Genomic DNA, 23,638 nt, shown 5'->3' with positions numbered 1-23,638 from the left:
ACTATTTACATTACTGTTCTTGGTTAAACCAAGGCTGCTGATAATTGTTTTACGTCACGCTTTAACATACTAAGTTCACTGCTCTGCTGAGAGCGTAGCCCTTTTAACTCTGCATTCAATGCCTCTTTTTGCGCAGAAAAATCCAGCAATAGTTTAGACTTCAAGCGTTTCATTTCTTTCTTGCGTAATTCATCAATCTCAGACACTAAAGTAGCAGTCAGATCAAAGAGCGCATGGATACCACTCTTTTCGCAGAAAACCGCTTTGTCCTCTTGAAGACCTCTGTTATAACGATGCGCTGACACAGAAATGATTTGTAAATCACGTAAATCAAGACTCCCTAGTAATTGTTGGCGAATTTTCTCCTCAACAATAGCTACTTCATCGGCAGACTTTTGATCGATTTGCGTTAAGACTAAAAACATCTTCTTACTGTAATTCTTGTCCTGACGTGCTAATTGTTGGAAAATTTGCATCTCATATTTATCTAGCTCACCCGCTTGAGCTTGGTGAACTAAAAACAAGTAGTCAGCCATTTCAAACGCACCTTTAATGGCAGCTTTGTCATCTTGTTTATGCACATCGGCATCAAGCCCAGGGGTGTCAATCCAAATAACATGATCTTGTTCAAGCTCTTTGTTCTCAATGGTTTCGCGTTTATCTGCTGCTTTGAAAATCGCTTCGCCTACCATAGCATTTAATAATGTACTTTTACCGTGATTATATTTCCCAAACACTGCTATACGTGGTTTAGTCGCATTATTTTTCAAGTACAGCAAACGGTTTACATTCTGCTCATCCGTTGGTAAAAACTGCAATAGTTTATGTTTGTCCATCTTTTAATTTAACTCTGTAATGACTTGGAAGCTCGGCTTCCAATTGCATGTAATTGCAAACTTCAGCATTTTTAAGATAGTAATCTGTTAATGAAAACTGGTTTTCAAAAAGCTGCTGATACCCTTCATCAATTCGGCACACTAAAGGTCGCTCTTGATATATTGTGCAGCCAACATCAGCATTGAAGTACAAGCAAATACCATCACCGTTGTGAAAGATTTTCAACTCAGGTACATGTTGAATTTGTTGGCAACACAAGCCGCAACGGGTGCACGGGTAACTCATAGGTGGATCAATGCTTCACCTTGGGTGAATAGAGATAAGATATTCTTAGACCACTCACGATAAACAATCGCCAAGTTTGGATTAAGTCCAAAGTGCGTAATCATATCATTCAATAGTTGCTGCTCTTGCTTGGCAACTTCTCCATCCGCATAAATAAGCGCCATTAACTCAAGTAACGCAATTTTCTGATGGCTATCACACTCAAAAGTATTGAGCACTGATGCTAGATCAAACCTTACTGCATCATACTCAATATCGTCCATTTGCATTTCCATGCAGTACTTTGCAATCAAGACTTCTTCTTCCATTGAAAAGTCATTGTCAGAATGCGCAACATGATGAGCAAGAGCAAGAAATGCTTCCTTTTCATCTATTGATAAACGGTTCAAAAACATAATCGTTCCTTTAATAGCTTCGAATACTGCTTGTTCTAATATGGATTCGATTGTTATACAACACCTGACACAATAGCTAAACCTAACACTTTAGCATTAGATTTGAATTTTCCATATCCTTGAAATTCATCACATTTCGCACTGAACCACAGAATAAAAACAGACCAATATGGCACTAGATGTATTCTTCTGGCGTGGCTATTTGATAATTATTCAGTAAGAGGTAATGAGTTAATAAGCTTACGAGGTGGGAAATGAAAGACGCATGACTAGGAAAGTTTTAAAGGTTGAATGTGTGGCGTATCAGTCGACAGACTCTAACTCTAGCGAAGTACGATTTTATGTAACATGCTTTAGTCAAATCGAAATGACTTGTGCAGTTTATCTCTAATTACCTCCTCAATGACCGCATAAACTCTCACCAAAGCCACATAAGACTAGCATTCATCAAATGATTTTTCTTTAGGCAAATCCAGCTGCGAACGCGAAATCTTGGTCGAAACTGATAATGGGGCAGAAGTTTGTCGCGGTGACTGGGGGAAGCAACTGAGAAGGATTTCTTCTTAGTTGCCAGTGCGGAATGGGGAAAAATAAGCTGGTCGCACATTCATCGATTTGCTAACCCGATGATGATTGTGAGAGAACAACCTAATTATAAAGCTGGCTTTGTTTTACAGCGTTTTACCAATCATCTGGCTCACGAAGCTTTGCTTCTTGTCGGCTTACAGCTTTATCTTGAATATGTAGCTCTAGGTCGAGAGATGACAGAAGGCGCATCAGACTTTCGATGCTAGAAGAGGCCGGATCGCGTTCAAGCTTTGATACTGTTGTCTGTTTTAACCCAACAATGTCGCCGGCTTTAGTCTGGTTGCGTCCTTGAGTTCTGCGTACATCACGTAGGTATATTCCCAGTTGCATAGGACTTGTTATGAGCATATCTGCCTCCAATGTAAAAGTTATCCTCTATAGGGGATATTATCACTTTATCCCCTATAGGGGTTAGAGGTGATTGTAGTAGCGTTTGTTATGATGGAGAGATTAATTGAGATGCGTCAAATATTCCTAGGTCCAAAGCGTCATTGGATTTGCTGTCAATTTGTGCTTTTAAACTCTTTCGTCGATGCGTGGACAGCGCTGCCAAAACCCGCTATACGATACACTTGTTACTCTCAAACCTCTGCCAAACAACATCACATAGTGTACCGATGGCTTAAAACGTCGCTTCAAATGGCAATAATCCCGCTAACTGATGCGCATAGTTTTCCCAAAACTGACACTGCTCTCTCGTCATAAATTCATGGTGTGGCGCTACCTTAGACTGAATAACTCTCCCATCGCAAATTCGCATCCGACCACAGGCACAACTGAAATGCTCGTCATAAAAACGAACGTCAAACGTTAACCCCGGGTTTTGGTCTGACAAAGCAAAAACTATCTCCTTAGGATACGTATTTAGTGTGGTGAATATGATTGGTTCTAAATGCGGAGCCCCTTCTTCGCATGCTTCCTGAAACCGAAGCAAATTAATATAGTCCCCCATATCTGCAGGAAAATCATCTTTCCATGGATTAAAGCATCGATAAGGCACACCGCATTCAAATACACCGCAGGCCCCCCAATGACGCATCATCCACGGCTCTTTTATAAAGTAATCCGTGGCGTTTTGTATCGCCGCTGGCATCGGGACAATGTTGTTGAAGTCAATTTGACCAAAGTGGTCAACAATATTATGGTACAGTGCTTTGCACCTTTCTGAATCGCCACTTATGGTCAATTCGCTGGTAATTCGATAAGTCATATATTAATCCCTATTTTTATTATTGTTTTTTAATCAGGTATAGATAAGACGCCTATCACTAGAAAGACGGAGAAACGCCTTTACTGTCTTGAAATGAATAGGCGTTCAATTTCTGAATTAAGCTCTGCGCTTTAGCGCAGAGCTCGATGGCCTCTTACTGAAAGTTCATATATTGCAGGAGCGGATTCGCTTGTTTGAGCGTCTGACGCTGAGCAAGCAGCTCAGCGACCACACGTTTTTTGTCTTCTCCTATTGCACAGGCAATAAGAAACGCATCGACTTCATGCGACATGAAGCCCACAGCCTTTGGACCCAGTTGTACTGCGGGCGGAAATGTGCCATCATTAATTCGGCGATGTAAGGTAGCTTGAGATAAACCAACGCGTTTTAATACGTCAGCCTTTTTTTCTATTTTCAGTTGATTAATTGGGTGTATAAGCGCCATGAGACGCCTCCGTTTATTTTTATTATTATGGCTCAAGGAGCCGTTAAAAATATAATATTCGAGTTTTAAAGTGAAAATCAATCATTTTTTCGTATTTATTTAACCAGAAGTAAATATACATGTCTTATATGTTTCACGGAAGGCAGAATATATAAACTTCATATATTAAACATCATATCGATATAGCCTGCTATAGCAATCAAGAATAGATAAGTATTAACACAACCTCTCTATTAATTCATTTCACTCAATAATCACACCTCTCGTTTATTTTTACGCCCCATAAAACTCAGCTTAATCTATGTAATATCCGCCCCGACAACGACTTACTCAGTTCCAGTGAGACAGCCTGAAAGCTACTGAAAGCACCAGAGACACAATGATAGTGCAGCGCAAATGCTTTGTCGCAAACGGCATTTGCAATGTCGTAACGCGCACTTTCCCTGTCGCACTCGACAAATTCCGTGTCATATTACGCAGTAAACACAGGATTATTAAAATCGTCATATAATTTCCATTTCACTTATTTAAAATAAACACTTCCAATCTCATTGATTATATCGTTATAATAAAAACACTCAGAACAAAAACAGTAACAAGCTGATATCGCTCGTCCTTATTTGTTCCAAATAAAAACGCACGAAAACTTGCCTCACATGGTGAGGTTGCGCTAACAGCCTTCGGCGTTATCGCTTGAAAACACAAAACACTCTAAATAATTAAAATAATAAATAGAGAATTTAAAAAATGGATATTAATATAAACACAGTCGCAGCAACTGTCATTCGCTGCACATCTAGAAAACATAAACAAATACTATCGGAATTCATTGAAAGTCACAGCTACTCAGCAGATGAGTTGACTACACTACTCGCAGGACTGTTACCCTCGCCGATTGAATCTGGGGTAGCCATCGCTTCACACCAAACCTTTATTTCAGAGCTTTCTCACGCTTTATATCTCCACCAACATCCCAATGACGCCGATAAAAATGAGCTGATGAATGCACGCAAGTTAATTCGTATCGTTCAGGCGAATTTTAAAAAACAACGAAAAAGTGACAAAGAGCTGTATTGCAAAGCAGTGAAAACCAATCTCACTGAAAGCGAATACCAGCAGTTACTTGAGGTCATGCACAGCTATAATTATAAATCAGTGAGTCGGTTCCTGAGAGAGGTCATAACTCAAAAACTCACAGTCAAACCTCAACGCAGTGATGAAATCACAGAGTACTTTAAGCAAACAAAGCGCATCGCCACAGTGATGGAGTCACTCATTGACGAAGGTAACCCTGCGTACGACCACGAAATAGCCCGTCAACTAGGTGATGCTCTGTATGAACTAAAACAGAATTTACAACTCACCCGAAATCTCGCTATCGACGCTCATAATTCTCAAACCGCCGAGCTGTTGGCCATGCAATTTTTGGACAGCCGTACGTTGCGTGAGCTTTACCGCAACAAGCTAGAAGTGGAGAACGCCAGTAATGATATTTGAGGAATTACAATGTAAGAATGATAAACAAACGGTGCATGATGCCACGCAGTTAGTTCAATATAGTGCCAAGCAAAGTGATGATGTAACACTGCTGGTTGAATATTCTTCAAGTCGCTCAAAGGGTGACAAGCTCGGGGGAACATCGCAGTTTATCTGCGCCAACGAAATCGCTTCGGTTCCCCTGAATGCAAAGAACCAAGATGCCCGAGACATTGATTGGAGCCGTGCTATTGCTGAACTGCAAAGCGCTTATCTTGCTAATACTAATACGAAACAGCCCTTTCGCCACTTTGTTGTCTCCCTGGCGGAAGGGGAACAGTTACCCCTAGTCCAATGGCGAAAGACAATTAAAAAGCTCATGACGCACCTAGGGTATGGAAATGCTCGTTATATCGCATTCAAACACTGCGATACCGACAATGAACACGTCCATATTGTAGCGTCTACGACTGATTTACTGACAGGTAAAATCATTTCGAACTGGCAATCACACCTCAAAGCCCAAGAAATTATGAGGGAGCAAGAAGTTACGCTAGGGCTACAAACAGTGCAAAGCTCAGAGGAACTCCACTCAAGTTACGACACTGATGTACAAGGCGAAAAAGAGAAAACGGTGATTCGTATGATGAGAAGAAAAGTGGATGCGGCGATTCGTACTCTCCCTTCTGCTTGCTCGTTGGCTCAGTTTGAAGTGGCACTTCTCAACCAAGGCATTGAAATCGAACTCATTCCCGACAGCGCAAACACTCAATTTAAAGGTATCGCCTACCGATTTCATCAATATCGCCTTGCTGGCTCATCTCTACGCAGTGGTAACAAATACACCTTAGGCAAACTCATTAAAAATGGTGTGATGGATGCCAAGGCTCTATTTATCGACAACTACAATAAGCACGATGAAAACATGGAACAAGCTACGGTTCATTTTAACAAAATTCGTAGTCTGGCAATTAAGCACGCTGAAAAACTAAAAGCGGACATCGAAGCATACGAGCATCAGCAATACCGTTACCTCCTCTTTTCATTTGCTCGAAGCCAAGAAGCGGCAATGGAAGCTGAAGTGGAATACTGGTTTGAGTATGCCAAAATACGCTCAACCCGAGACAGAGCGGTGGTGAGGGCTATATATGAGTGTGAAAAAGCGATTTACCACGCATCTGGAACGATGAGTAAAATGTTCTACCATTTGATCATAACCCTATTAGAATACTCATTAATTAACCGTTGTAAGCTAACAATAGCTCCAAACACAATAAACCATCAAACCCCTATATACTGCCAAAGTGCTTAAAAGAGCTTTATCCAAGTTCACCTGGTTGAAACAATGGAAATACCGCACTTATTATCAAAATTTGGAGGCGAGGTCCACTATTGTGAAGACAAATCAAAAAGGACTATAATTGCATTTAAATCAATGAATTAAGCATAAGACAAGCTTTCAAGTTATTAGGAATTTCGATTCTTCAAGTAACGTTTGAATGATGGCCAAACCATATCAATAACTGTCGCCAAGGTAATCATGCCAGATAACGACCAAAACACTGAGTTCATCTGCTCGTCTGTTAACGCCATAATCATCGCAATGGCGTACGAATTCATCAGATTCGTTAACTTCCTCATCAATATTCGATGACACCACCAGCGATTGCTTCAATGACTCTAATTTGTTCAATGATAGTTTTGGCTGTAGTAGCTCAAATTTTGACGATCGATTTTCGTAATCTGAATACCGTAAACAAATTTACAACAACGCCAACCGTGTATCAGTAACAGTAACTAATTCTCTAAAAAACCGGATACATTTATCCAACTCTTCGCGTTTGACGATATGAGCTTCGGTTCTGTCGATTTGAGCGCGATGAACAGCCTCACCTCGTTTTTTTAGCCACTTATTAAGCTGTGTTCGAGACTCATCCGCGGTTATGTAGTTAGCCCAGATCCAGGCTTCAGTAACATCAATACCAAAAAACTCTTCGAATAGCGCTTTCGTTTTCTTGGAGCCTGGATTGTTGAAGTACTTGAGGTGCTCCTCAAGCCGATTTTCTACTATTCGCCCAAGTTGAGACCCCTTAACGACTCCATACTTCGCATCAACAAGCTCTTTTGCTATGTCTTCTACATAGGTTTCCCAAGCTGTAAGAGTCATAATCAAAGTGGCTCTCTTGAGCACCTCTGGAGGTTGAGAATTGGAGTTGCATCCGTTTAACTGATCGTAACACTCTAATAATTGCTCTGCGTCTGAGATCGCGTACTCAAAATTGGCTTTCGCTTCTGACATCCCTTGTCCTAGTTATCATGACTATATGCATAAAGTGGAATTTACCATATTTAGGATTAAATCAATGATAACTAGGTTCAATAAAGTTGAGTTACTTCAATAAGCTAGTGACTTTTGGCTGCTAATCGCGCTGAAAGAAGATTGGCACCACCAACGAGCGGCTAACGCTTTAAATCAACCCACTCCGAACAGTAATGAATAGGGTCACAAATTTTGCTCATTGATGTGTAGTGAGAATTACCGATTTGTATACCGTGTACCTGTAGCCCCTGCTTCTCTCTTCGGTTGCTAATTTTCCTATTTAATCCCGAGGGAACTGGAAATTCACCATCGCTCACTAGCAAGACATCAGTTTTGTTGAGCAACCCTCGGAGTGGTAAATTTCAATCTACACTAAACTCATGCTTTGTTTGAAGTTAACTAGCTCCTGAATACTGCTAGTATGTGGATTATATATCCACTCCAAATCAAACTGCGTCTTAGACCGTTGGTACATAAAACAATCACCGATGACTAGTGAATTAAATTTGTTCCCTTTTTCTCTCTTCTCTTCAATGCTCTTCATAACGTTTTTTGGTAGTTCACCCATGATGAAATCAGAGATAACCAAAACATCTGCGTTTTCATAAAACTCCCTCTTCATTAGCTCAGTCGCATGACGGAGTGCTGGAGCAACATCTGTTCCTCCATGAAAAGAGGAACTCAAGAACTTAATCAAAGATTCCAGCCCTTTTTTACCCGTCAAATCAAAAGTCACAATAGATGTTGAGAAGTTAATTAGATAACAATTTCGGTCCTGCTTTCTAGCGACAGTAGACAAGTACAAGGCCATAGCTTTGGCTATGTGTTCAGGTGCACCGTACATTGAACCACTCGTATCTATGCATAAAATCATAGGCCCTAAATTCGAATCCTCTTCAACAGATTCATCTACGGGGATACTCTCCTCCTGATCTATTTCTGTAATGCCCTGCATTTCAAAACTCAATAGGCGTGATTCCAGATATTTAAGGTCAAAAAGAACTGATGTTTCAGGATCCGAAAGAAGTGCCAATTCAGAGGGTAGCGCATGCTCAATATCCTTCCCTTGAACCACACCTACAATCTCTTCCTTTGAATTGATATCAACAACTGGTTGTTTGAATGCTACCGACTTCAATACTGTTTCAATTTTAGTTGATGACTCAATTTGCCTTACTTTCCCTAAAAGCTCAGATACCTTTTTGGCACCTTTGTCGTTTTTGAGGTAGTCCGCCCATCTCTTTAGTGCTTCTATACTTCCACTTTTTAATTCAGCATCAGATAAATCAAGGTACATTCCTGGCTCAAGACCTAAACTCTCCAAGCTGTACATCAACTCTTCCAGCAAATTGAGCCATTCACTAATCTGTTTATAAAATTCTTCACGCATTCTGGACAGAGTTTCGAAGTACCACTCTGATACAGATTTATCCAGCTTCTTCTGCCAATCTAACAGCAGGAGACTTCTAGCTGTATCATTAGGCTTTTTCTCTAACAACTCTTTGTGCCAAAAGGAAGAATCAACGTGATATTTAGCCTTCTGACAAAATGAGATATAGTTTTTTAGTAATCCATTAACATCGTGATTATTCATCCATATTTTCAGATTCGCTTGATCATCGGAAAAAGGGTTGTCCACTTCTAATGACCGTTCAACACCTACTTTCCAAGCACTAACTTTGGCTTCTACCTTAGATGACAGCGCATCTAAATTACCCAACAATACACTTCTTTCACTTGTGAGTTCTTTCAGCAGATTATCTGATTGCTTATGGATAAGTTCTACTGGCATAGAGCCTCCAGACGTTCACAGTCTTTAATTCGTATTTTGAGTTTATCTATTTGAGAAAGAACACCTTTCAAGGCGACATCTGTATCTGCGCTTGTAGTAAACGGACTATGCAGCTCCACTTTATATACACGCAGTTTATCTTCTGTCTCTTTAAGAATTTTTTTTAGCTGTCCTCTAAGATTACCAACTGAACCTGAAAGAGATTTAATCAGCCTCTCATTTACATCACTTCTTTTATCTCCTTTGTGGAAAAGAATAGAAGGGGTGAATTCAAAGTCGTTATATCGATTTCCATAATGTCTATTGCTATATGATAGTGTACAAGATCCCTGCTCATCGAATTCACATGTAACTTCTTTTATGTCATTTCCCGATATGTCGACAGGATGAAAAGAAATATTACTTTTAAATTTATTAAAAGGAATATGAACCGTTTTCTGCTTAATTTCCGGATTACCATAAGAATATGAATTATGCTCTCTGAATTTTGCTACTACTTTAAAATATTCCTCATTACCTAATGAAATTACGTCATATACATCGTCCTTATAGAAAAGTTCCTTAGTGATCTCTTTCTCTAAGCTATCTTTACTATTATCAAGAGCAGCCAAATTGATATCACCAGCAATTCCACATGACTCGATAGCGTCCATCACGATCTCTTCGGTACAAACCCTGTTTTCTGGAGAAGTCCATAAACAATGCTTTAGAAGTATTGTATCGGTCAGGTTTGTATAATTACGCTCGTTGAAAAACGCAGATGCTTTCAACAAAATTGCAGCTTTCTGCCAACGTCGATCCGAAACATACAGACCTAACTCTTCATTTTTTTCACTGATCTCATTACGTATATATTTGATAACAAGCAAAGTGTCTTTACTCAGCTCAACGTTATGTATCGCTTCATTCCACTGACTAAGCTCTGAAAGAGATACTCTAAGCTCCTCATCAACATTAGGCTCACTAGTCGAAGGCTTCGCGTTAAGCAACAAATTAAAATTATCTTCAAGTACAATTGGCGGAACCATTAAACGAGTAATAAATCGGTCATAAAGAGCATCTAGCCCTTGGTTTTCTTGAGGCACTTCATTCGAGGCACCAATAACCGAACGAATAGGTGCCTTGATAACTTCACTGCCATTCTTGAAAACATGTTCATTAATTAAGGTGAGCAGAGTGTTTAAAATCGCTGGGCTGGATTTCCAAATTTCATCAAGAAATGCAAACTCTGCGTCAGGAAGATAACCTTCCGTCTTACGGACATACTTATCCTGTTTGAGTTCTTGAATTGACACAGGCCCAAATACTTCTTCAGGTGTTGTAAACCGATTCATCAAATGTTCATAATACTTTGGTGACTCAAATGCACATGCTAACCTTCTGGAAATTAGGCTTTTGGCAGTTCCCGGAGGACCGAATAGGAAAGTATTCTGTCCACTAAGCGTGCTCAATAATGATACAGAAAGAATATGCTCTCTCTCATGTAACCCTTCACCGATCTGCTCCAATAGTTGAGTTATACGTTTTTTTACTTCTGGCTGAGCGGCTACTCTTATATTTTTGCTGTCTTTGCTTGTTTGATATTCTTTACTTTTCACATTCATACTACTAACCAACTCTTTCCTTGTTAAATTTAAAATCTGAACGATCTATTAAGCACTTAAGTTTATTGCTACAGCCGTTGTTACGAGCCTGTTCCCCGCATTTTTTGCTGCGATTGAAAAACCTATGATTGCCAAGGCAAATACCCACAAAGACTGATAACTTACCTCTGAAAAATACTCGCCCAAGAATTGCTTCGCGACCAGCAGCGCAAAGGCACTGACAAAAGATACAGCAGCTGCATCCCTGTATAATAAGTAAGCTCTGTGAGTTGAAGCCACTTCGTCCTGCTTATTGGATGGACGATAAAACTCTTTGTACCAATAACTGTTCTGCTCGCTATTATTTTGCTTCAAAAGTTCAAACTCGGACACGCGAGCCTTTAGGAGTGCAGTGTCAATACGTCGATCTCTCTCTGATAACTGAATAAAGCGATGCCCTGGTAACACATTGTTCCATCGCCAAAATACCAAGACGTTCTTGAGGTCAGGAGGCATGAGGTGGCTAAGCCACCCCGAAACCGCACCTATTGCTAACATCGCACCACTCGTGTCTTTTAGCATCTCGACATAACTGATATCAAAAGCACTTTGATTTACGAGTGATACCACTGCAAACTGAAGTACCATCAATACTGAGAGCGGGACAATGTTATTGGCTTTCATCGAGATCCCCATCATTATGCCACCTCTTCTTCATAATCGAAGTGATATGGCTCAGGGTTCATACTATTCCACCCATCACGCCCAGGCGCATTATAATGATGACGAATTCCAGAACCTCTCGTCGCTAGTGCGTTAACACCTCGGTGAGTGAAAGCATTCATCACAGCTTTCCGTGGGTGCTTAGGTTCACCATTTTTAGCCGTAGAAGCAATTGCCGTGATGTTTCGTGAAACACCTTGGCTAATAGGCTCCCCGACTAAACGATTTAGAACGGTCGTCCCAATATTGCGCTTACTTCCATGATGGGGGATCTGCATAAATCGAAGGTCTGCTCCACTTGTACACTGATCTATTTGATCTGCCGCGTGTTCCAGAGCCTGAATGCCTGCGTCCCCAGTAAAAACAGAGCGTCTTCCTTCGACGACTAATTGGGTGATCACACTCGAGTTGTTTTTTGCCGATGTTACCCCTTCATCATCAATCTGGTCTTCACCCCAAGTGGCAAAGAAACGACGAATAGATGCAGCCGTTTTTTCAAAAAAGCTTTCTAAAGCATTTGTTGCAGTGGCTTTTTCAGGCATGCCATCAAAGTCAGGAATGAGGGATTCGTAGTATTCGACAGAAGGGCCGAGAACCTTAATACCACCGCCTGTGTCCGTTAAACCAGTAAAAGGTTCACGTACACTTACCCCTTTCGATTCAGCCAAACTAACCAGTGACCATGCTTTTTCGAGGTTTTGCTTAAAACGTTCCCCTAAGCTGCTGTCCGTTACGCGTCCATCTTTGAATTTATCAGCAAGCCCTTGGTTGTGTAGCCAAGACTGATGAATCCAAAGCTCTTGTACTTCGAGTTCATTAAGGACCATTTCCAAACCGTTAATGTGGTCTTGATCAGCATGAGTATTAATGACCAAGTCCACTTTAGAAGTGCCAAAACAAGTGGTGATGTGATCAATAATCTTTGAACTTGTGCTTTGAAAGCCACCATCAATCACAACCACCGTTTGCTCGTCACGTGGACCGTGTAGATTCCCGTAGCGAAGTGCGATCGCATCACCACTCTTAGACTCTTCACCAACACCTAAAAAATCAATTTCGTAACCCATAACTTTTTCCTTTTTCTATGAAAGTTAAGAGTTACTGATCAACTAGCATGCCAAGATTTAAGTCATTGTTTTTATTGTATATAACCTTTAACCCATAAAAATATAAAGTAAATAATATTACCATTAGTTATTTATTTTACTATTGCTTATTGGTGCATAAAAAACCGCCACCCTATGGATGGCGGTTTCAAGTCGCTAGCTATATTGCCAAATCGAAGCACTTATTTGCGAGTTGCCATTGCCATGAAGTTTCAAACTAAAGCAAGCTTGTCGTTATTAACGTTGGCCAATCTGCACTGTTATTAACGCTTGCCTTTTTTTGCACTTCGAGCATTCTTTTAACTTGATCGAGACAATCTCTTTCAAAGTCGAATCGGTGCAAGCCATGCATTAACTCCAGCCACCAGTACCCAAAGCCTTGGTCTAAAGTTATCTGAACTGTGTTACCTGACTCAAAGCTAATGGTTAATACCCTTCTATGTTGAATTGTCTTTTTGCCCTCAACGATATTTATCTTAGTTGTTCTACCAGTAGCATTCTCTAACCAAGCCTGAAAAATCTGTCTAAAGTCTGCTTTGTAGTCCCAATCGTGACTGATAAATGCTGGCGGTCTTCCGTTCTTTTCATCAAAACAGGTATCTACCAACACCTCACAATCATGATGTCCACAAACCAAGCCCTTTATTGCTTCAGATACCAGCATTACGGCTGACGGGCTTTGCAAGTAACGGTCTGAATAATGCACATTTTTTATAACATCACTCGATAGCAGTTCCTTCACACGGCTATCACTATCACACACCAGTTGCTTAAATCGCCCACCTAATTGAGTCAGCGTTCCATTCAGCTCTTTGAGAGCTTCTATCTGGATAGCCCCAACTTGAGACAAGTTCTCTGGTTCTACTTCGATAGTGTATGGAATTACCGAAAGTTCCGGTTCAACAGTTGAGATGACAGAGATATCGTCAGACATTAGCCATTCAATACCAGGTATTCGCGCACTATCCTCTAGGTTAGCTAAAGAAAAACAGCCGACATCAGTTTGCGCTTGAAATACCATCAGACCAGTATCGTCCTTGGTAAGGTATAGTGACGCGCCTATATTGTTGATGTTCTCCAAGAATAATTTTATGTCGTCTGGATAATCGACGTCTGGAACAACAAATGACACATCAATATTATTACTCAACATTTCGTAAACTCGAGATTTGAGCAAGTTTACTGACGTATCCCAACGTTCTATATTGCTTGATAAAACAAACTTCACTTCGCTAACCTGGCCAGCAACCACGGATGTAAGCTGCTCCTTAATGCTCAAAGGGCAATATTCAGCTTCAGTTAGCAATCGTTGATACTTCGATGGTAAATTTAAATGGTGTGTAAAATTATCGCCCAACCATTTGAGCGCAATCTGTCTGTTTAATTTGTCGGTGTCGTGTCTTGAATCCGACTCTAGTAAACAATCCGGACAAAATGCATCACAAGCCTTGGGGCATTCAAGCTCTCGTAACATTTGACGCAATACTTGAGTAATGTGATGTGATGTGGATGTAGCAAAACCAGCTCCACCACTTACACTATCAAACAACTGTAAAACCATCGCATGCTGACTTTCACCAACAACCGCTGGGCGTACACTGTATTCAACTTCATTGACTGAGATGCCTAAAGTCTTTACCAGTGCTTTTCGTAACGCTACAACAAGTGATGTTGCAATGACCCTACCTTCATCACTATCAGGGATATATTCTCCAGTGTCAGGGTGCTTTAAAACTAACTCGAACACATCAGTTTGTGAATGAACTCCAAGATGAATGCTTTCTAGTACTCTTCCTGAGCCATCACAATCCCCGTGCCGATCATTTTCATCTTTGGCAAACTTACTTGGCCGCGGTGGCTTATGTGTACGTTCAAGGTTTAGCGCTTTTGGTAGCTCTCCCGTTGATGTCATAGATTCAGCCCGCCCACAAGCCATGCACAGTGCAAATCCAGTCCCACTCATTCCCGAGCTATAATGAAACACTTTACCTTGATGATCAGTAATCATATAACCTAATTCAGAGACAGGTAAAGGTACAGGAACCCCCTTAGCACTTACCCAAGCAGGTTGCACTGGAACATAGGTTTGATGCGCAATGTTGTTAGTCGGCTCAATATAATAATCAGTCACAAAACCAGTGGGTTGGATAACTTTTTTCCTGTACTCATTATCTATAGGGATAACTTTTCCACACATTACATTACTGCACGTTAATGACTCGAGGTTAACTTGTTTATTCAGATTAGACTCATACCCTGTCTGACCACAGTGAGGACAACGCCATGCAAGATCAAATTTCTGGACATCTCTTGAGCCTTCAACATGAACATTTTGCCAATTCAAAGAAATTCCAGCAGAACGATGAACTCTACCGTCAATGACGATTTCCGAACCTGGTGCATATTCCCGAATAGCTACAGACAAGTTTCGAGAAGGGAGGCCACGGTTAATTGACACGTTGTCTTCACGCTCAAGCTTATTCTTGTTCTTTTTGAATTTTTTCTCACGAATATAATCAGCTACGTTGTCCGTATCTATACTTACAACATCGGTAGGGAAGCCATAACCGGGTAGAAATGCTTTTGTTGCCAAGTCCCTTAGCAGATACTCTCTACATAAGCGAGACTTCTCGTTGTCGAGCTTATGAGCATATGGGCCATTTGGAGCCGTATCATTAAGCTCTGTCTGAATATATTTATATTCCCCAACCCACTTTTCACTGAGTTCTAGAATTTTTTTAGCAGTCTGCTTTACTAAAATGTCAGGCGACACTCCCGACAGAGCAGTCCCCTTAACTAACTTTTTGACACCATCAAGATATGAATTTTCAAGACTCATAACCCAAAGAGCAAAACGTTCCGCAACTGACTTAACCCCAATGTCAGGTAGATAAAACCATTCAAGATTCAGGTTAATCTTCTCTTTATCTGTTGGGCCTATAACATCGACCAGATAGCGTCCTAATAAGTAGGAGTTCACATGACGCTGCACAAGTTTCTTAGAACTAAATTCAACATGCGGTGCAGGGATGGATGTGGTGAATGCCCATTTAGGGTTATTAAAGACTAATGTGTCATGAGGATTATTCTTGCATATCGTATAGCTGAGAGCTCTAGACTCTTTTGAACGGCCAGCACGCCCCGCTCGTTGAAGAAAGTTAGCCGGATGCGGTGGCACATTATTCATTACAACAGCAGTAATACCACCAATATCAACCCCCATTTCCATAGTTGTTGAGCAGTTGAGAACGTTCTTCCTACCACTCTTGAACTTCTCTTCGTAGTCTGCCAAGCGCTCTGCCGATTGCTGCGCCGAATGTTCAGCAGTTGCGTAATAAAAACCACCTTCCACGGTTCTATCGTTGATATCCGTCCATACATTCTGCTCTCTAAGTGAACGAATTTCCTGCGATTCCTCAATATCAGCACGTATTGATTGGAGCGACTCGTCATACCCTCGATCGCTACCTTCAAACTTCCAAATTGGTGGAAGGTTAACGCGAGTACACTGATAGTCTGAATAGTTACCATTCGCTGGAATGTATGGTGTTAAGCCTCTAAAGGTTGTATCCAACACCTTATTTGTAACTGGGCAAATAAACCCTTCAGTTAACAAAGCAAAACTAACTTCTCTCAAATCAAGGCTATATTGTTTGTCTGAAGTTGAATCTCTAAGAATTTGCAATTTGGTTAACGTCTTCCAAGCATCCTGCAACCACCCGTTAATTAACTGCTCTCCTTCCGTTTTTTCTATATCGATACCCGTTGCTACACGCAACAGCGTGATCAATCTTTGTTGAATTTTTCTACCTTTATTTATCTGAGGCCACTTCTTAATGCGGCTCTCTTCTTCTTCTTTTGAATCTGGAGCTATGAGGGTTTTCGGTGCAAAGTGCATCCCGATCCAACGTCCCCACTCCCTATCTATGTTCACGTATGTATTTTCACGAACAAAGAAGTCAAGGCAGACTTTTAGGTAGTCTTTCCAGTCAGACAGAGTCAAACCACCTTTCTCTTTCCATTGCTCCGGAGCTTTACTTAGTTTTTCAACTTCTGGATAAACAAACCTTATCAATCCTTGTGTTTCAAGGTTGTTTTTAAACTTCGGTCTCCTAGCAAGTTCTCTTGTCAATAACATGTTAGCGAGCTTTAAAGAGCCAGTGGTTACGTCAAACACCTCAGGAGACAGTCTCTTATTCTCTGTCAAAATTGAGTTCTGTAAATCCTTATCCATGCTAATTCTATCGGCTAATTCCTTCCAAGAAATCGCTTTTGGAGAATACCTTGACGCTCCTTTCTCGAGTGCTGAAAGGTATTGAATTAGCGCTTCAGCAACTTGTGGTTTCCTCTTCCCTGCAATAAGGATAAATTCTTCGATATCCTCAACCGTTGAATCCTCGATATATGGACGAACGATATCTAACAACTCATCATCGATCGCAAGTTCCTCTTCAACGTGCTTCCTTAACTCCTTGAAAACTAAACCGCGTAGTCGAGAACGTTCCGCTTCCTGCTGCATTTGAACTGACATTTTCGCAGTGCCCTGGCGGCTGTCAGTAAAAGTAATAAGGCGACGACCTCGCCCTGGAGCATCTAATGGTCCGTAGCCAGTGTCTTTATCTTTTTCGATATCGGGGCAATACTCCAAAACGGTTGGTACAGCGGTTGTTGTATAAAATGGAGCTCCTAATAAGCCTCGTCGTAATGCTTTAGCATGTTGTCCTCTACCTGAGAATCCACATTTGCTACACTGCTCTCCGTCATCGAGATATTTAGCTAACCGTATACTGCCCGACTTAACACTCGCTTCTTTGCCATCGTGGTCATAAATAGTTTCAAAAAACATATTTTCTTGGTTTTCAGTAGCTGAGAGAACCAGCATACTATCGCTAGCTTTAAGAGCGCTATATTGGTCTGTTCTTTCCTCATCTATGTGTTTTTCTCCCTCTTCTAAGAGAGAAAACTCATCACTTACCTTACCTGTCCATTGAGTAAGTACCCCGCTCTTATCTACACCTAACAAGTGCGGTTCATTACACTCGCTACAAAATGACAGCTCTAGTACCGGCGCACCACAGTCACATTTCTGTCTTTGCTCACTAAGCACCTGACCAAACTGCCAATCTCGATTGAGATGGGTGCCTGACTTTTCAGAGCAATTGGGGTCAATACAAGCCCAAAGTCCGTTTAAAGTTCGTTGAAAGTAATGAGCTCTCAATTTAAGGAAGGGTTGTGCATTTCTATCGTATGACTCTTTCGTTCCAGTGCATATATCTAACCAACGATACAATTCATTCTCGGTCAAATTGATTGGACTTAAACTACTGGCTAACTCAGAAAAGAGTAGCGGACTAGAGTCGTTGGTCGTAAACGCAGATCTTATCCTTTTCGCAATTTCAGATTCACATAACGCTCGATAGCGACTTGCCGAAACATAAGGGTCTTGGACATCTTTTTTGTTTTCAGGCAACTCTCCGTCAGGGTCAATGCTCTCTAGGACTGAGATATCTTTGTTATTAAATGGGTAATCAGGAAGTTTCGGTACTGCTCGCTTACCACCAATAACATCAACTTGAGCCTCACTTACACCAGCAAGCTCAGCTAAATACGTTCTAAGTTGTGATTCAGCCTCTGATCCAGCGATTGTTGCCGATGTAGCCACAAAACGTACATTTTCCGGTTCTACTTCAAACGCCTGCATTACCCTGCGAAGTTGCAACGCAAGTTCAGCAGCTTGAGAACCCACGTAAGTATGCGCTTCATCTAAAACAATCCACCTTAATTTTCCTTTCGATTGTTCGATAATAGGAGCATCAGCTTGTCTCACCAACATATACTCAAGCATTGTTCCATTCGTGACCAAAATTGGAGCTGGGTTATCGCGCATTAGATTACGTGACAACACTTCTTGCGGCTGCTTGATCTGTATTTGACTCTGGCTAGCGCTTGGGTCATTGGGAGTATTGCCATTAAACAAGCAAAAGCGGATATCACCTTCAAAATGTTGCGTCCAAGCGTTTAGACGCTCTTTCTGTGAATTGATTAATGCATTTAAAGGGTAAAGGAATAGCGCTCTTACGCCTTTTAGTGCTTTCCCCTCGGTTTTTACTTCCCGCACCAAGTCTTCAAGGACAGGAACCATAAAACACTCGGTTTTCCCCGAACCTGTACCACTGGTAATAATTCTAGATTTAGGCTCTGGGTTGAGTAAGTCTCGCCATGCCGCAAGCTGGTGCTTGAATGGAGACCACTTAGCTTTAAATGCATACCTTCCGTTAATATCATCGTCTAATGCTGTTACTAGCTCCTTTGAAAGCAGTCCTTCTGAGACCAGATCGCTCATTTGAACTTTACTTTCTTCCCAGGCAAAGGTTTGCTCAAAAACAGGGCCATGAACAAAGGGCTCAACTGTTTCAAATCGTTCGCTTAGGTGGTTACGCAATGAGGGGTTGCTGATACCGAGAACACTCAATGTTGACTCTTTCGCACGATTGTTTGCTTGTTGTTTTAATGTTGAAAAATAGCCTTTCATTTTCTCTCACCAGCCATAATACAAAGTAATAATTTATACATAGGAACAAACCACTGACGGTCAAACTCAATGAGCTGGCGAAGAAAAAACTCATTCGCAGGCTCATCGCTAATACCAATTTCGGAAAGCGTTGTTTTTTGTAAAACCAAAGCTGATGCATACAATGGAAAGTACAACACCGCCTTTTGAAAACCTTTACCATCGGGGATAGAAAATGTCACAAGGTCTTGGTAATGGTCGAGACACCACTCTTCTATATCGTTTGAAAACATCGTCGGCCAGCGTCGGTCACTAGTGTGTAAGCTTCTAACTTCCGATACTGAATGAGCCGAGAAGTACTGTAGTACGCCTCTGAGATTCTCTTGAGGGATAATTGCTTTATCAAGAACCAAATGTCTGCAATCAGATTCGAAAACAGGGCATATTTGCGATATATCGTCTAGCTTCTGGTTAATTAGCTTCGTGACAATCCTTTCTGGGTAACCGTCATCACGAATTCCTTGAATGAAATTTTGAGAAACGCGCTTCCAAGCAATGATCGGTATTAGCTCCCACATTACGTTGAACTCAGACTGCAACCTACTCATCATAGGAATAGGGTTGTCAAACCGAAATGCCAGTGCTGCCAATACGTCCTGCCTTTTTACTACTGACTTCCAGATTTCAAACGTTGCTAGCGGCAAATAGCCAAATCTTGTTTCAAGGTCAGTAAGAAATGTCCAGCCACTATGCTCAAAATCCACAACCATTTGCCCCAACACTTCATCTATAGCATTAGGATTGACATGACAAACTGTTGTGGCTTTCTGTAAGCTTCGGACATCGTTTCGGTTCTCAGTATTTTTACTTCCGGGAACAAATCTAGCTCGAAATGCTACTTCAGAATCAGGTGATGGTACGATTAGAGATGGATTTTCAGGAGACGAAGAAAGCTCAAAAATACCAGTAGCTACACCTTGAGACTCTCTTTGGGTCAATGGTTTGGGGTGAACCGCTGGATTCGTAAGATCAATTAGCACTGGCTTAATCTTACCAAAATCCTTAATCGCACCTTCAAACTTGATGCATGAGTTTTCAAATTGAGTCATAGAAGAATAGCGTCCAATCTGAAATTGCACAGTCTTACATGCCCCGCTTATCTCAAGTCTGACTAGATCATCCAGGTTCCCATTTGTAGCCAATAGTTCTCGTACATTATGTCTAAATTCATACAAACTGATTTCTAGTGGCTGATCCTGAACCTTATATTCCCATAAGTAGTAAGCCTGTCGAGAACTGTTCGGAGAGCTAAGTTCAATCTTATAGCTGCACTGTTTTTTACCCAGCCTAGGAAACAACATAAGCCGACTACCCAGCAAGTCCGCCACTGTCAGTAACTGGGGCAGTTTATTGCTATCCTTGTCGTAAGCTAAAACACCCGTTGAAGGAAAAGGCACGCTTACCACAACCGGAGCAGCCATTAAATTGGTCGTGATTTCTAACAAAAGCTCACGAGGAGGCATACCTAAAGCTGATATGATCTCTAGGCATTTACCATACTCTGTTGAACGAGCGACTACATCAACTGCAGCATTCAATACCTTAACGGTAAATCGGTTCATGCAATGGAGTTCAATATTCCCTCTGTCTGCGTTTTCGGAAGAGCTTAACCTGATCTCAAATGACTTGGGCAAAATCGCTAATCTCTTTTGAAAAAGCGTGTGACCTTTAGTGGACTTTACTTTTATACTTTGTAAACCAAAAATGCTTGCCTTATGTCCCCCACCCACGGGCTCACCTGCCACTACAACCTGAGAGCAAATGTCCTGCGTAGTAATTTTGGGTAACCCCAGATAAACTGGCTGGCCTTTTTCGGTACTAAACGGAAGTATTTTTCCATCTATTCTGACATCATCATACTGAGTGTTGTTCGCTGAGGTCTTTATCAGGTAACGATCTATTTCAAGCCCATTATCCACAGAGACTGTCAACGTACCGCTAAATGTGCCTACGGTATAACCATAGTCTGTCTTAATATTTGCATCTTTAGCTTCTGATTCATCTAGTACCGCATTTGGTGGACATAACACGGTCAACGACTCCGCTCGAGTACTAATGCTACCTGTACCAACAAACATCATTTTTTCATCGATGCAACATAGTACTACCGGTACCTCACCAATCATTATTTCCGAATTAGATATTTCTTCTCTATGAAGTAACTTACCTGCCTGAAGTACAATTAGGTACAGCGTTTGTTTTGGGTCAACTCGATTGAAACGACAAGACGTGGACCTTAAAACGACGCTACACTTGCCAGTATCACTATGAATATGACCAACGCCGATTTCCGCAATTGGCGTACAACCTTCATAAATAAATAGCTCTACACGACTAGTAACCGTATCTTCACGCCTAAAAGGCATATCTACTATTTTGGCGAGCTTGATCTGGGTGACAAACTGGAATTCTGATGTATTAGCGAGCCATTGCTGGCATGTAATCCTCTTATCTGCTTGTTTTTTATTTCGATGTTGTTGTGATGCAGATGAAAGCAAACCAGACAAAAATTCGTTACCAGCATTGCCGTCCAATGGGATAGGAAACAGTTCACGCCAACCGCCAGCGTTATCATCCAGATATGCAGCTGGATTGTTCTGTTCATCCAAATCGTAGTCTTCAGTTAGACGCAATAACAACTCAGTCATTCGAGTAATTAAGTTAACTGTGGTCTCTTGTTTAAATGCCTCGGGTAAAGAGTCCATACACTCGGTCACTAATTCTACTGGCGAATATCCAAAGTCTTTTGCATCTTCATAAGACTTTAATATGCGTTTGAATATTGCCTGAAAGCGGCTACCCTCACTGGCAAGGAGCCCATAAGGAAGACCGCCCTCTTTAAACAAAGAACCAAGATAGCTGTTTCTCTCGTCTTGATATTGGCTAATAGGACGTCCCCAGTACGCTTTTAACCCGCGCTCAACGACATTCTGTCTACTGTTAGCATCGAGTTCATAGCCTAATGACTCCCAAATCCCAAACCAAGTCCAGCCCCCCATGTAAAAGCGACGATACCATTCTGAACAAAAAATTGAGAAAGCAGCGCACCAATTTTTGCTTGATTGAGGTTTACCTATCCGTCTTAGAATACCGCGCAACTCGATATATTCCGATTCTGTAACGTGATATTGGTAAAGTGGTTGCCCACTTGGTAATGACAACTCGTTTCTATGCAAAAGCCTCGTCAACCAATCATCGATAGTGATAGGCAATATCGAATTACTTGTTGCATCGATACGCCCCTCCACTGGAGGAATATTCAAATCCATTTTTTACCCAGCCTTTGTATTGAAATGGAAGTTCTATGTTTTTATTGTGTATTCACATGATATCAATAAAAACAACGCTCTCTAACGTTCCACATCACACATTTGTATGTCACTTGTCACATAACAATCAACAACTTCAAATGTGTGCGGTATCGATAGATAGCTTTTGAGTAGAAAACTAAGACAAGTTACATGCCAAAACTTATCCCGTTGTATTTATTGAAATTAGTACAAGGTTACCGAGAAAAGCCGCAAGAAAGATTACTAATGGTAACTGATATTACATTGAGAGAGTAAAATGGAGTGTGTGAAGACATCGCTAGCGCCTAAAGGGAACAACATTACTCATGTCAACAGAAGGTGGGGTTGTTTCCGTGATTTGCTGGACGTATTCAAGCAATCGCTCGATTGGGATGAAGCGCTGCTTCTTGTTGTTCACTTTGATGCTTTTGGTTTGGCAATTGATATAGCTAGAAATCTCAAATGCCAGTGGCTGGCTTAAGCGAGCGAGATTTCTCTCCTCTAAGGTTTGCGTAACCCATTGGGCGGCGTCGGCTATATGGCCGTTAACACTCGGGTCGGTGTTTTTTATCCACTTCGTTGAGAACTGAATGTCATTGAGCTTTGATAGCAGTGTGGCGATGTCATAATGGCTAATTAAGCCGTTACTTTCCAAAGCATAAGTTTCCAAAGCTTCAACAAAGGCAAATTGCCACTCTATTTTTAACCGTTCAGCGAGTTCGTCGGGCGAGAAAATCATCCGATTGAGCGGAATAAAATAGGTGAAGCGGCTGTTGGCTTCGCAGACGATCAAAGTCTTCTATGAGGATTGGTAACGGTTTTCAATCAGGTGCACCTGCCAGCTCATAGTAGCGGCATCCGAGCTCAGTTTATTAACCCCGGCTTGTTTGCCCTCTTCCACTGGCAAACGAGGGAAATCAGCTTTCAGCCATTTGTTGAGTGCATTGGTAGCGCTGAGTTGAAGTTGCATAAAGAAATCCTAAGCTACTCGAAACAATGTTTAATAGTGCCAGCCAC

18 protein-coding genes are annotated in these 23,638 nt (G+C 41.3%); 2 read left to right on the top strand and 16 right to left on the bottom strand.

Translation table 11 applies throughout. The annotated features are described in order from the left end of the window. Window positions 1–23: 23 nt before the first annotated feature. The 6 genes from ACF8EG_RS11210 to ACF8EG_RS11185 form a co-directional block, all read right to left on the bottom strand. Window positions 24–836: a GTPase gene (locus ACF8EG_RS11210; protein ID WP_029851777.1), complete on the bottom strand. Its 813-nt coding sequence runs from the start codon at window positions 834–836 to the stop codon at window positions 24–26. Continuing rightward, window positions 823–1,122, bottom strand: a complete 300-nt coding sequence (locus ACF8EG_RS11205) for a YkgJ family cysteine cluster protein (protein ID WP_029851778.1) — start codon at window positions 1,120–1,122, stop codon at window positions 823–825. The genes ACF8EG_RS11210 and ACF8EG_RS11205 overlap by 14 nt, the downstream gene beginning before the upstream one ends. Continuing rightward, window positions 1,119–1,517 (bottom strand): hypothetical protein, encoded by a 399-nt coding sequence (locus tag ACF8EG_RS11200; RefSeq protein WP_029851779.1) that lies wholly within the window; start codon window positions 1,515–1,517, stop codon window positions 1,119–1,121. Before ACF8EG_RS11200 ends, ACF8EG_RS11205 begins: the two co-directional genes overlap by 4 nt. Before the next feature lie 681 nt (window positions 1,518–2,198). After that, window positions 2,199–2,453, bottom strand: a complete 255-nt coding sequence (locus ACF8EG_RS11195; RefSeq protein WP_045545245.1) for a helix-turn-helix domain-containing protein — start codon at window positions 2,451–2,453, stop codon at window positions 2,199–2,201. 274 nt (window positions 2,454–2,727) lie between these two features. Then, window positions 2,728–3,315 (bottom strand): hypothetical protein, encoded by a 588-nt coding sequence (locus tag ACF8EG_RS11190; protein ID WP_069501034.1) that lies wholly within the window; start codon window positions 3,313–3,315, stop codon window positions 2,728–2,730. Between the two features lie 154 nt (window positions 3,316–3,469). Then, complete coding sequence (locus ACF8EG_RS11185) at window positions 3,470–3,760, bottom strand: AlpA family transcriptional regulator (protein ID WP_045545244.1); 291 nt, start codon at window positions 3,758–3,760, stop codon at window positions 3,470–3,472. Between the two features lie 747 nt (window positions 3,761–4,507). Here ACF8EG_RS11185 and ACF8EG_RS11180 point away from each other — a divergent pair. Beyond that, complete coding sequence (locus ACF8EG_RS11180; RefSeq protein WP_140079448.1) at window positions 4,508–5,257, top strand: chromosome segregation ATPase; 750 nt, start codon at window positions 4,508–4,510, stop codon at window positions 5,255–5,257. After that, window positions 5,247–6,548, top strand: a complete 1,302-nt coding sequence (locus tag ACF8EG_RS11175; RefSeq protein ID WP_140147874.1) for a relaxase/mobilization nuclease domain-containing protein — start codon at window positions 5,247–5,249, stop codon at window positions 6,546–6,548. The genes ACF8EG_RS11180 and ACF8EG_RS11175 overlap by 11 nt, the downstream gene beginning before the upstream one ends. A gap of 155 nt (window positions 6,549–6,703) precedes the next feature. On the opposite strand, the gene ACF8EG_RS11170 is transcribed toward ACF8EG_RS11175, so the two are convergent. The 10 genes from ACF8EG_RS11170 to ACF8EG_RS11125 form a co-directional block, all read right to left on the bottom strand. Further along, complete coding sequence (locus tag ACF8EG_RS11170) at window positions 6,704–6,856, bottom strand: hypothetical protein (protein WP_164666874.1); 153 nt, start codon at window positions 6,854–6,856, stop codon at window positions 6,704–6,706. 142 nt (window positions 6,857–6,998) lie between these two features. Beyond that, window positions 6,999–7,535, bottom strand: coding sequence for a HEPN domain-containing protein (locus tag ACF8EG_RS11165; RefSeq protein WP_069501037.1), 537 nt, complete (start codon window positions 7,533–7,535; stop codon window positions 6,999–7,001). 388 nt (window positions 7,536–7,923) lie between these two features. Beyond that, entirely contained in the window at window positions 7,924–9,348 is a 1,425-nt protein-coding gene (locus tag ACF8EG_RS11160) for a VWA domain-containing protein (protein WP_069501038.1), read from the bottom strand. Next, the gene (locus tag ACF8EG_RS11155; protein WP_180701475.1) at window positions 9,339–10,952 is read right to left on the bottom strand and encodes an AAA family ATPase; all 1,614 of its coding nucleotides are present in this window, start codon (window positions 10,950–10,952) and stop codon (window positions 9,339–9,341) included. The genes ACF8EG_RS11160 and ACF8EG_RS11155 overlap by 10 nt, the downstream gene beginning before the upstream one ends. 48 nt (window positions 10,953–11,000) lie before the next feature. Then, window positions 11,001–11,615, bottom strand: coding sequence for a hypothetical protein (locus ACF8EG_RS11150; RefSeq protein WP_239073761.1), 615 nt, complete (start codon window positions 11,613–11,615; stop codon window positions 11,001–11,003). 14 nt (window positions 11,616–11,629) lie between these two features. Continuing rightward, window positions 11,630–12,721 (bottom strand): ComEC/Rec2 family competence protein, encoded by a 1,092-nt coding sequence (locus ACF8EG_RS11145; protein ID WP_206926128.1) that lies wholly within the window; start codon window positions 12,719–12,721, stop codon window positions 11,630–11,632. 256 nt (window positions 12,722–12,977) lie between these two features. Further along, entirely contained in the window at window positions 12,978–19,292 is a 6,315-nt protein-coding gene (locus tag ACF8EG_RS11140) for a DEAD/DEAH box helicase (protein ID WP_140147251.1), read from the bottom strand. Next, entirely contained in the window at window positions 19,289–22,600 is a 3,312-nt protein-coding gene (locus ACF8EG_RS11135; protein WP_206926129.1) for an STY4851/ECs_5259 family protein, read from the bottom strand. Before ACF8EG_RS11135 ends, ACF8EG_RS11140 begins: the two co-directional genes overlap by 4 nt. Window positions 22,601–22,919: 319 nt before the next feature. Further along, window positions 22,920–23,414 carry an amino acid adenylation gene (locus tag ACF8EG_RS11130; protein WP_206926130.1) on the bottom strand — a complete coding sequence of 165 codons (495 nt, stop codon included), beginning with the start codon at window positions 23,412–23,414 and terminating at the stop codon, window positions 22,920–22,922. 6 nt (window positions 23,415–23,420) lie between these two features. Beyond that, a complete protein-coding gene (locus ACF8EG_RS11125; protein WP_206926131.1) occupies window positions 23,421–23,591 on the bottom strand; it encodes a hypothetical protein in 171 nt (56 codons plus the stop codon). Window positions 23,592–23,638: the final 47 nt, after the last annotated feature.

The sequence above is a fragment of the Vibrio sp. YQ_11 genome (assembly GCF_043103065.1).
Lineage (GTDB): Bacteria > Pseudomonadota > Gammaproteobacteria > Enterobacterales > Vibrionaceae > Vibrio > Vibrio parahaemolyticus.
The sequence above is the reverse complement of the archived record's forward strand: the minus strand, read 5'-3'. Positions and strand labels throughout refer to the sequence as shown.

What these genes read in the sequence shown, in the direction of transcription:
- ACF8EG_RS11205 (WP_029851778.1), bottom strand. Translation starts at nt 1,122, where the DNA reads ATGAGTTACCCGTGCACCCGTTGCGGCTTGTGTTGCCAACAAATTCAA.
- ACF8EG_RS11160 (WP_069501038.1), bottom strand. Translation starts at nt 9,348, where the DNA reads ATGCCAGTAGAACTTATCCATAAGCAATCAGATAATCTGCTGAAAGAA.
- ACF8EG_RS11210 (WP_029851777.1), bottom strand. Translation starts at nt 836, where the DNA reads ATGGACAAACATAAACTATTGCAGTTTTTACCAACGGATGAGCAGAAT.
- ACF8EG_RS11170 (WP_164666874.1), bottom strand. Translation starts at nt 6,856, where the DNA reads ATGAATTCGTACGCCATTGCGATGATTATGGCGTTAACAGACGAGCAG.
- ACF8EG_RS11140 (WP_140147251.1), bottom strand. Translation starts at nt 19,292, where the DNA reads ATGAAAGGCTATTTTTCAACATTAAAACAACAAGCAAACAATCGTGCG.
- ACF8EG_RS11195 (WP_045545245.1), bottom strand. Translation starts at nt 2,453, where the DNA reads ATGCTCATAACAAGTCCTATGCAACTGGGAATATACCTACGTGATGTA.
- ACF8EG_RS11185 (WP_045545244.1), bottom strand. Translation starts at nt 3,760, where the DNA reads ATGGCGCTTATACACCCAATTAATCAACTGAAAATAGAAAAAAAGGCT.
- ACF8EG_RS11190 (WP_069501034.1), bottom strand. Translation starts at nt 3,315, where the DNA reads ATGACTTATCGAATTACCAGCGAATTGACCATAAGTGGCGATTCAGAA.
- ACF8EG_RS11155 (WP_180701475.1), bottom strand. Translation starts at nt 10,952, where the DNA reads ATGAATGTGAAAAGTAAAGAATATCAAACAAGCAAAGACAGCAAAAAT.
- ACF8EG_RS11125 (WP_206926131.1), bottom strand. Translation starts at nt 23,591, where the DNA reads ATGCAACTTCAACTCAGCGCTACCAATGCACTCAACAAATGGCTGAAA.
- ACF8EG_RS11175 (WP_140147874.1), top strand. Translation starts at nt 5,247, where the DNA reads ATGATATTTGAGGAATTACAATGTAAGAATGATAAACAAACGGTGCAT.
- ACF8EG_RS11165 (WP_069501037.1), bottom strand. Translation starts at nt 7,535, where the DNA reads ATGTCAGAAGCGAAAGCCAATTTTGAGTACGCGATCTCAGACGCAGAG.
- ACF8EG_RS11150 (WP_239073761.1), bottom strand. Translation starts at nt 11,615, where the DNA reads ATGAAAGCCAATAACATTGTCCCGCTCTCAGTATTGATGGTACTTCAG.
- ACF8EG_RS11200 (WP_029851779.1), bottom strand. Translation starts at nt 1,517, where the DNA reads ATGTTTTTGAACCGTTTATCAATAGATGAAAAGGAAGCATTTCTTGCT.
- ACF8EG_RS11145 (WP_206926128.1), bottom strand. Translation starts at nt 12,721, where the DNA reads ATGGGTTACGAAATTGATTTTTTAGGTGTTGGTGAAGAGTCTAAGAGT.
- ACF8EG_RS11180 (WP_140079448.1), top strand. Translation starts at nt 4,508, where the DNA reads ATGGATATTAATATAAACACAGTCGCAGCAACTGTCATTCGCTGCACA.
- ACF8EG_RS11135 (WP_206926129.1), bottom strand. Translation starts at nt 22,600, where the DNA reads ATGGATTTGAATATTCCTCCAGTGGAGGGGCGTATCGATGCAACAAGT.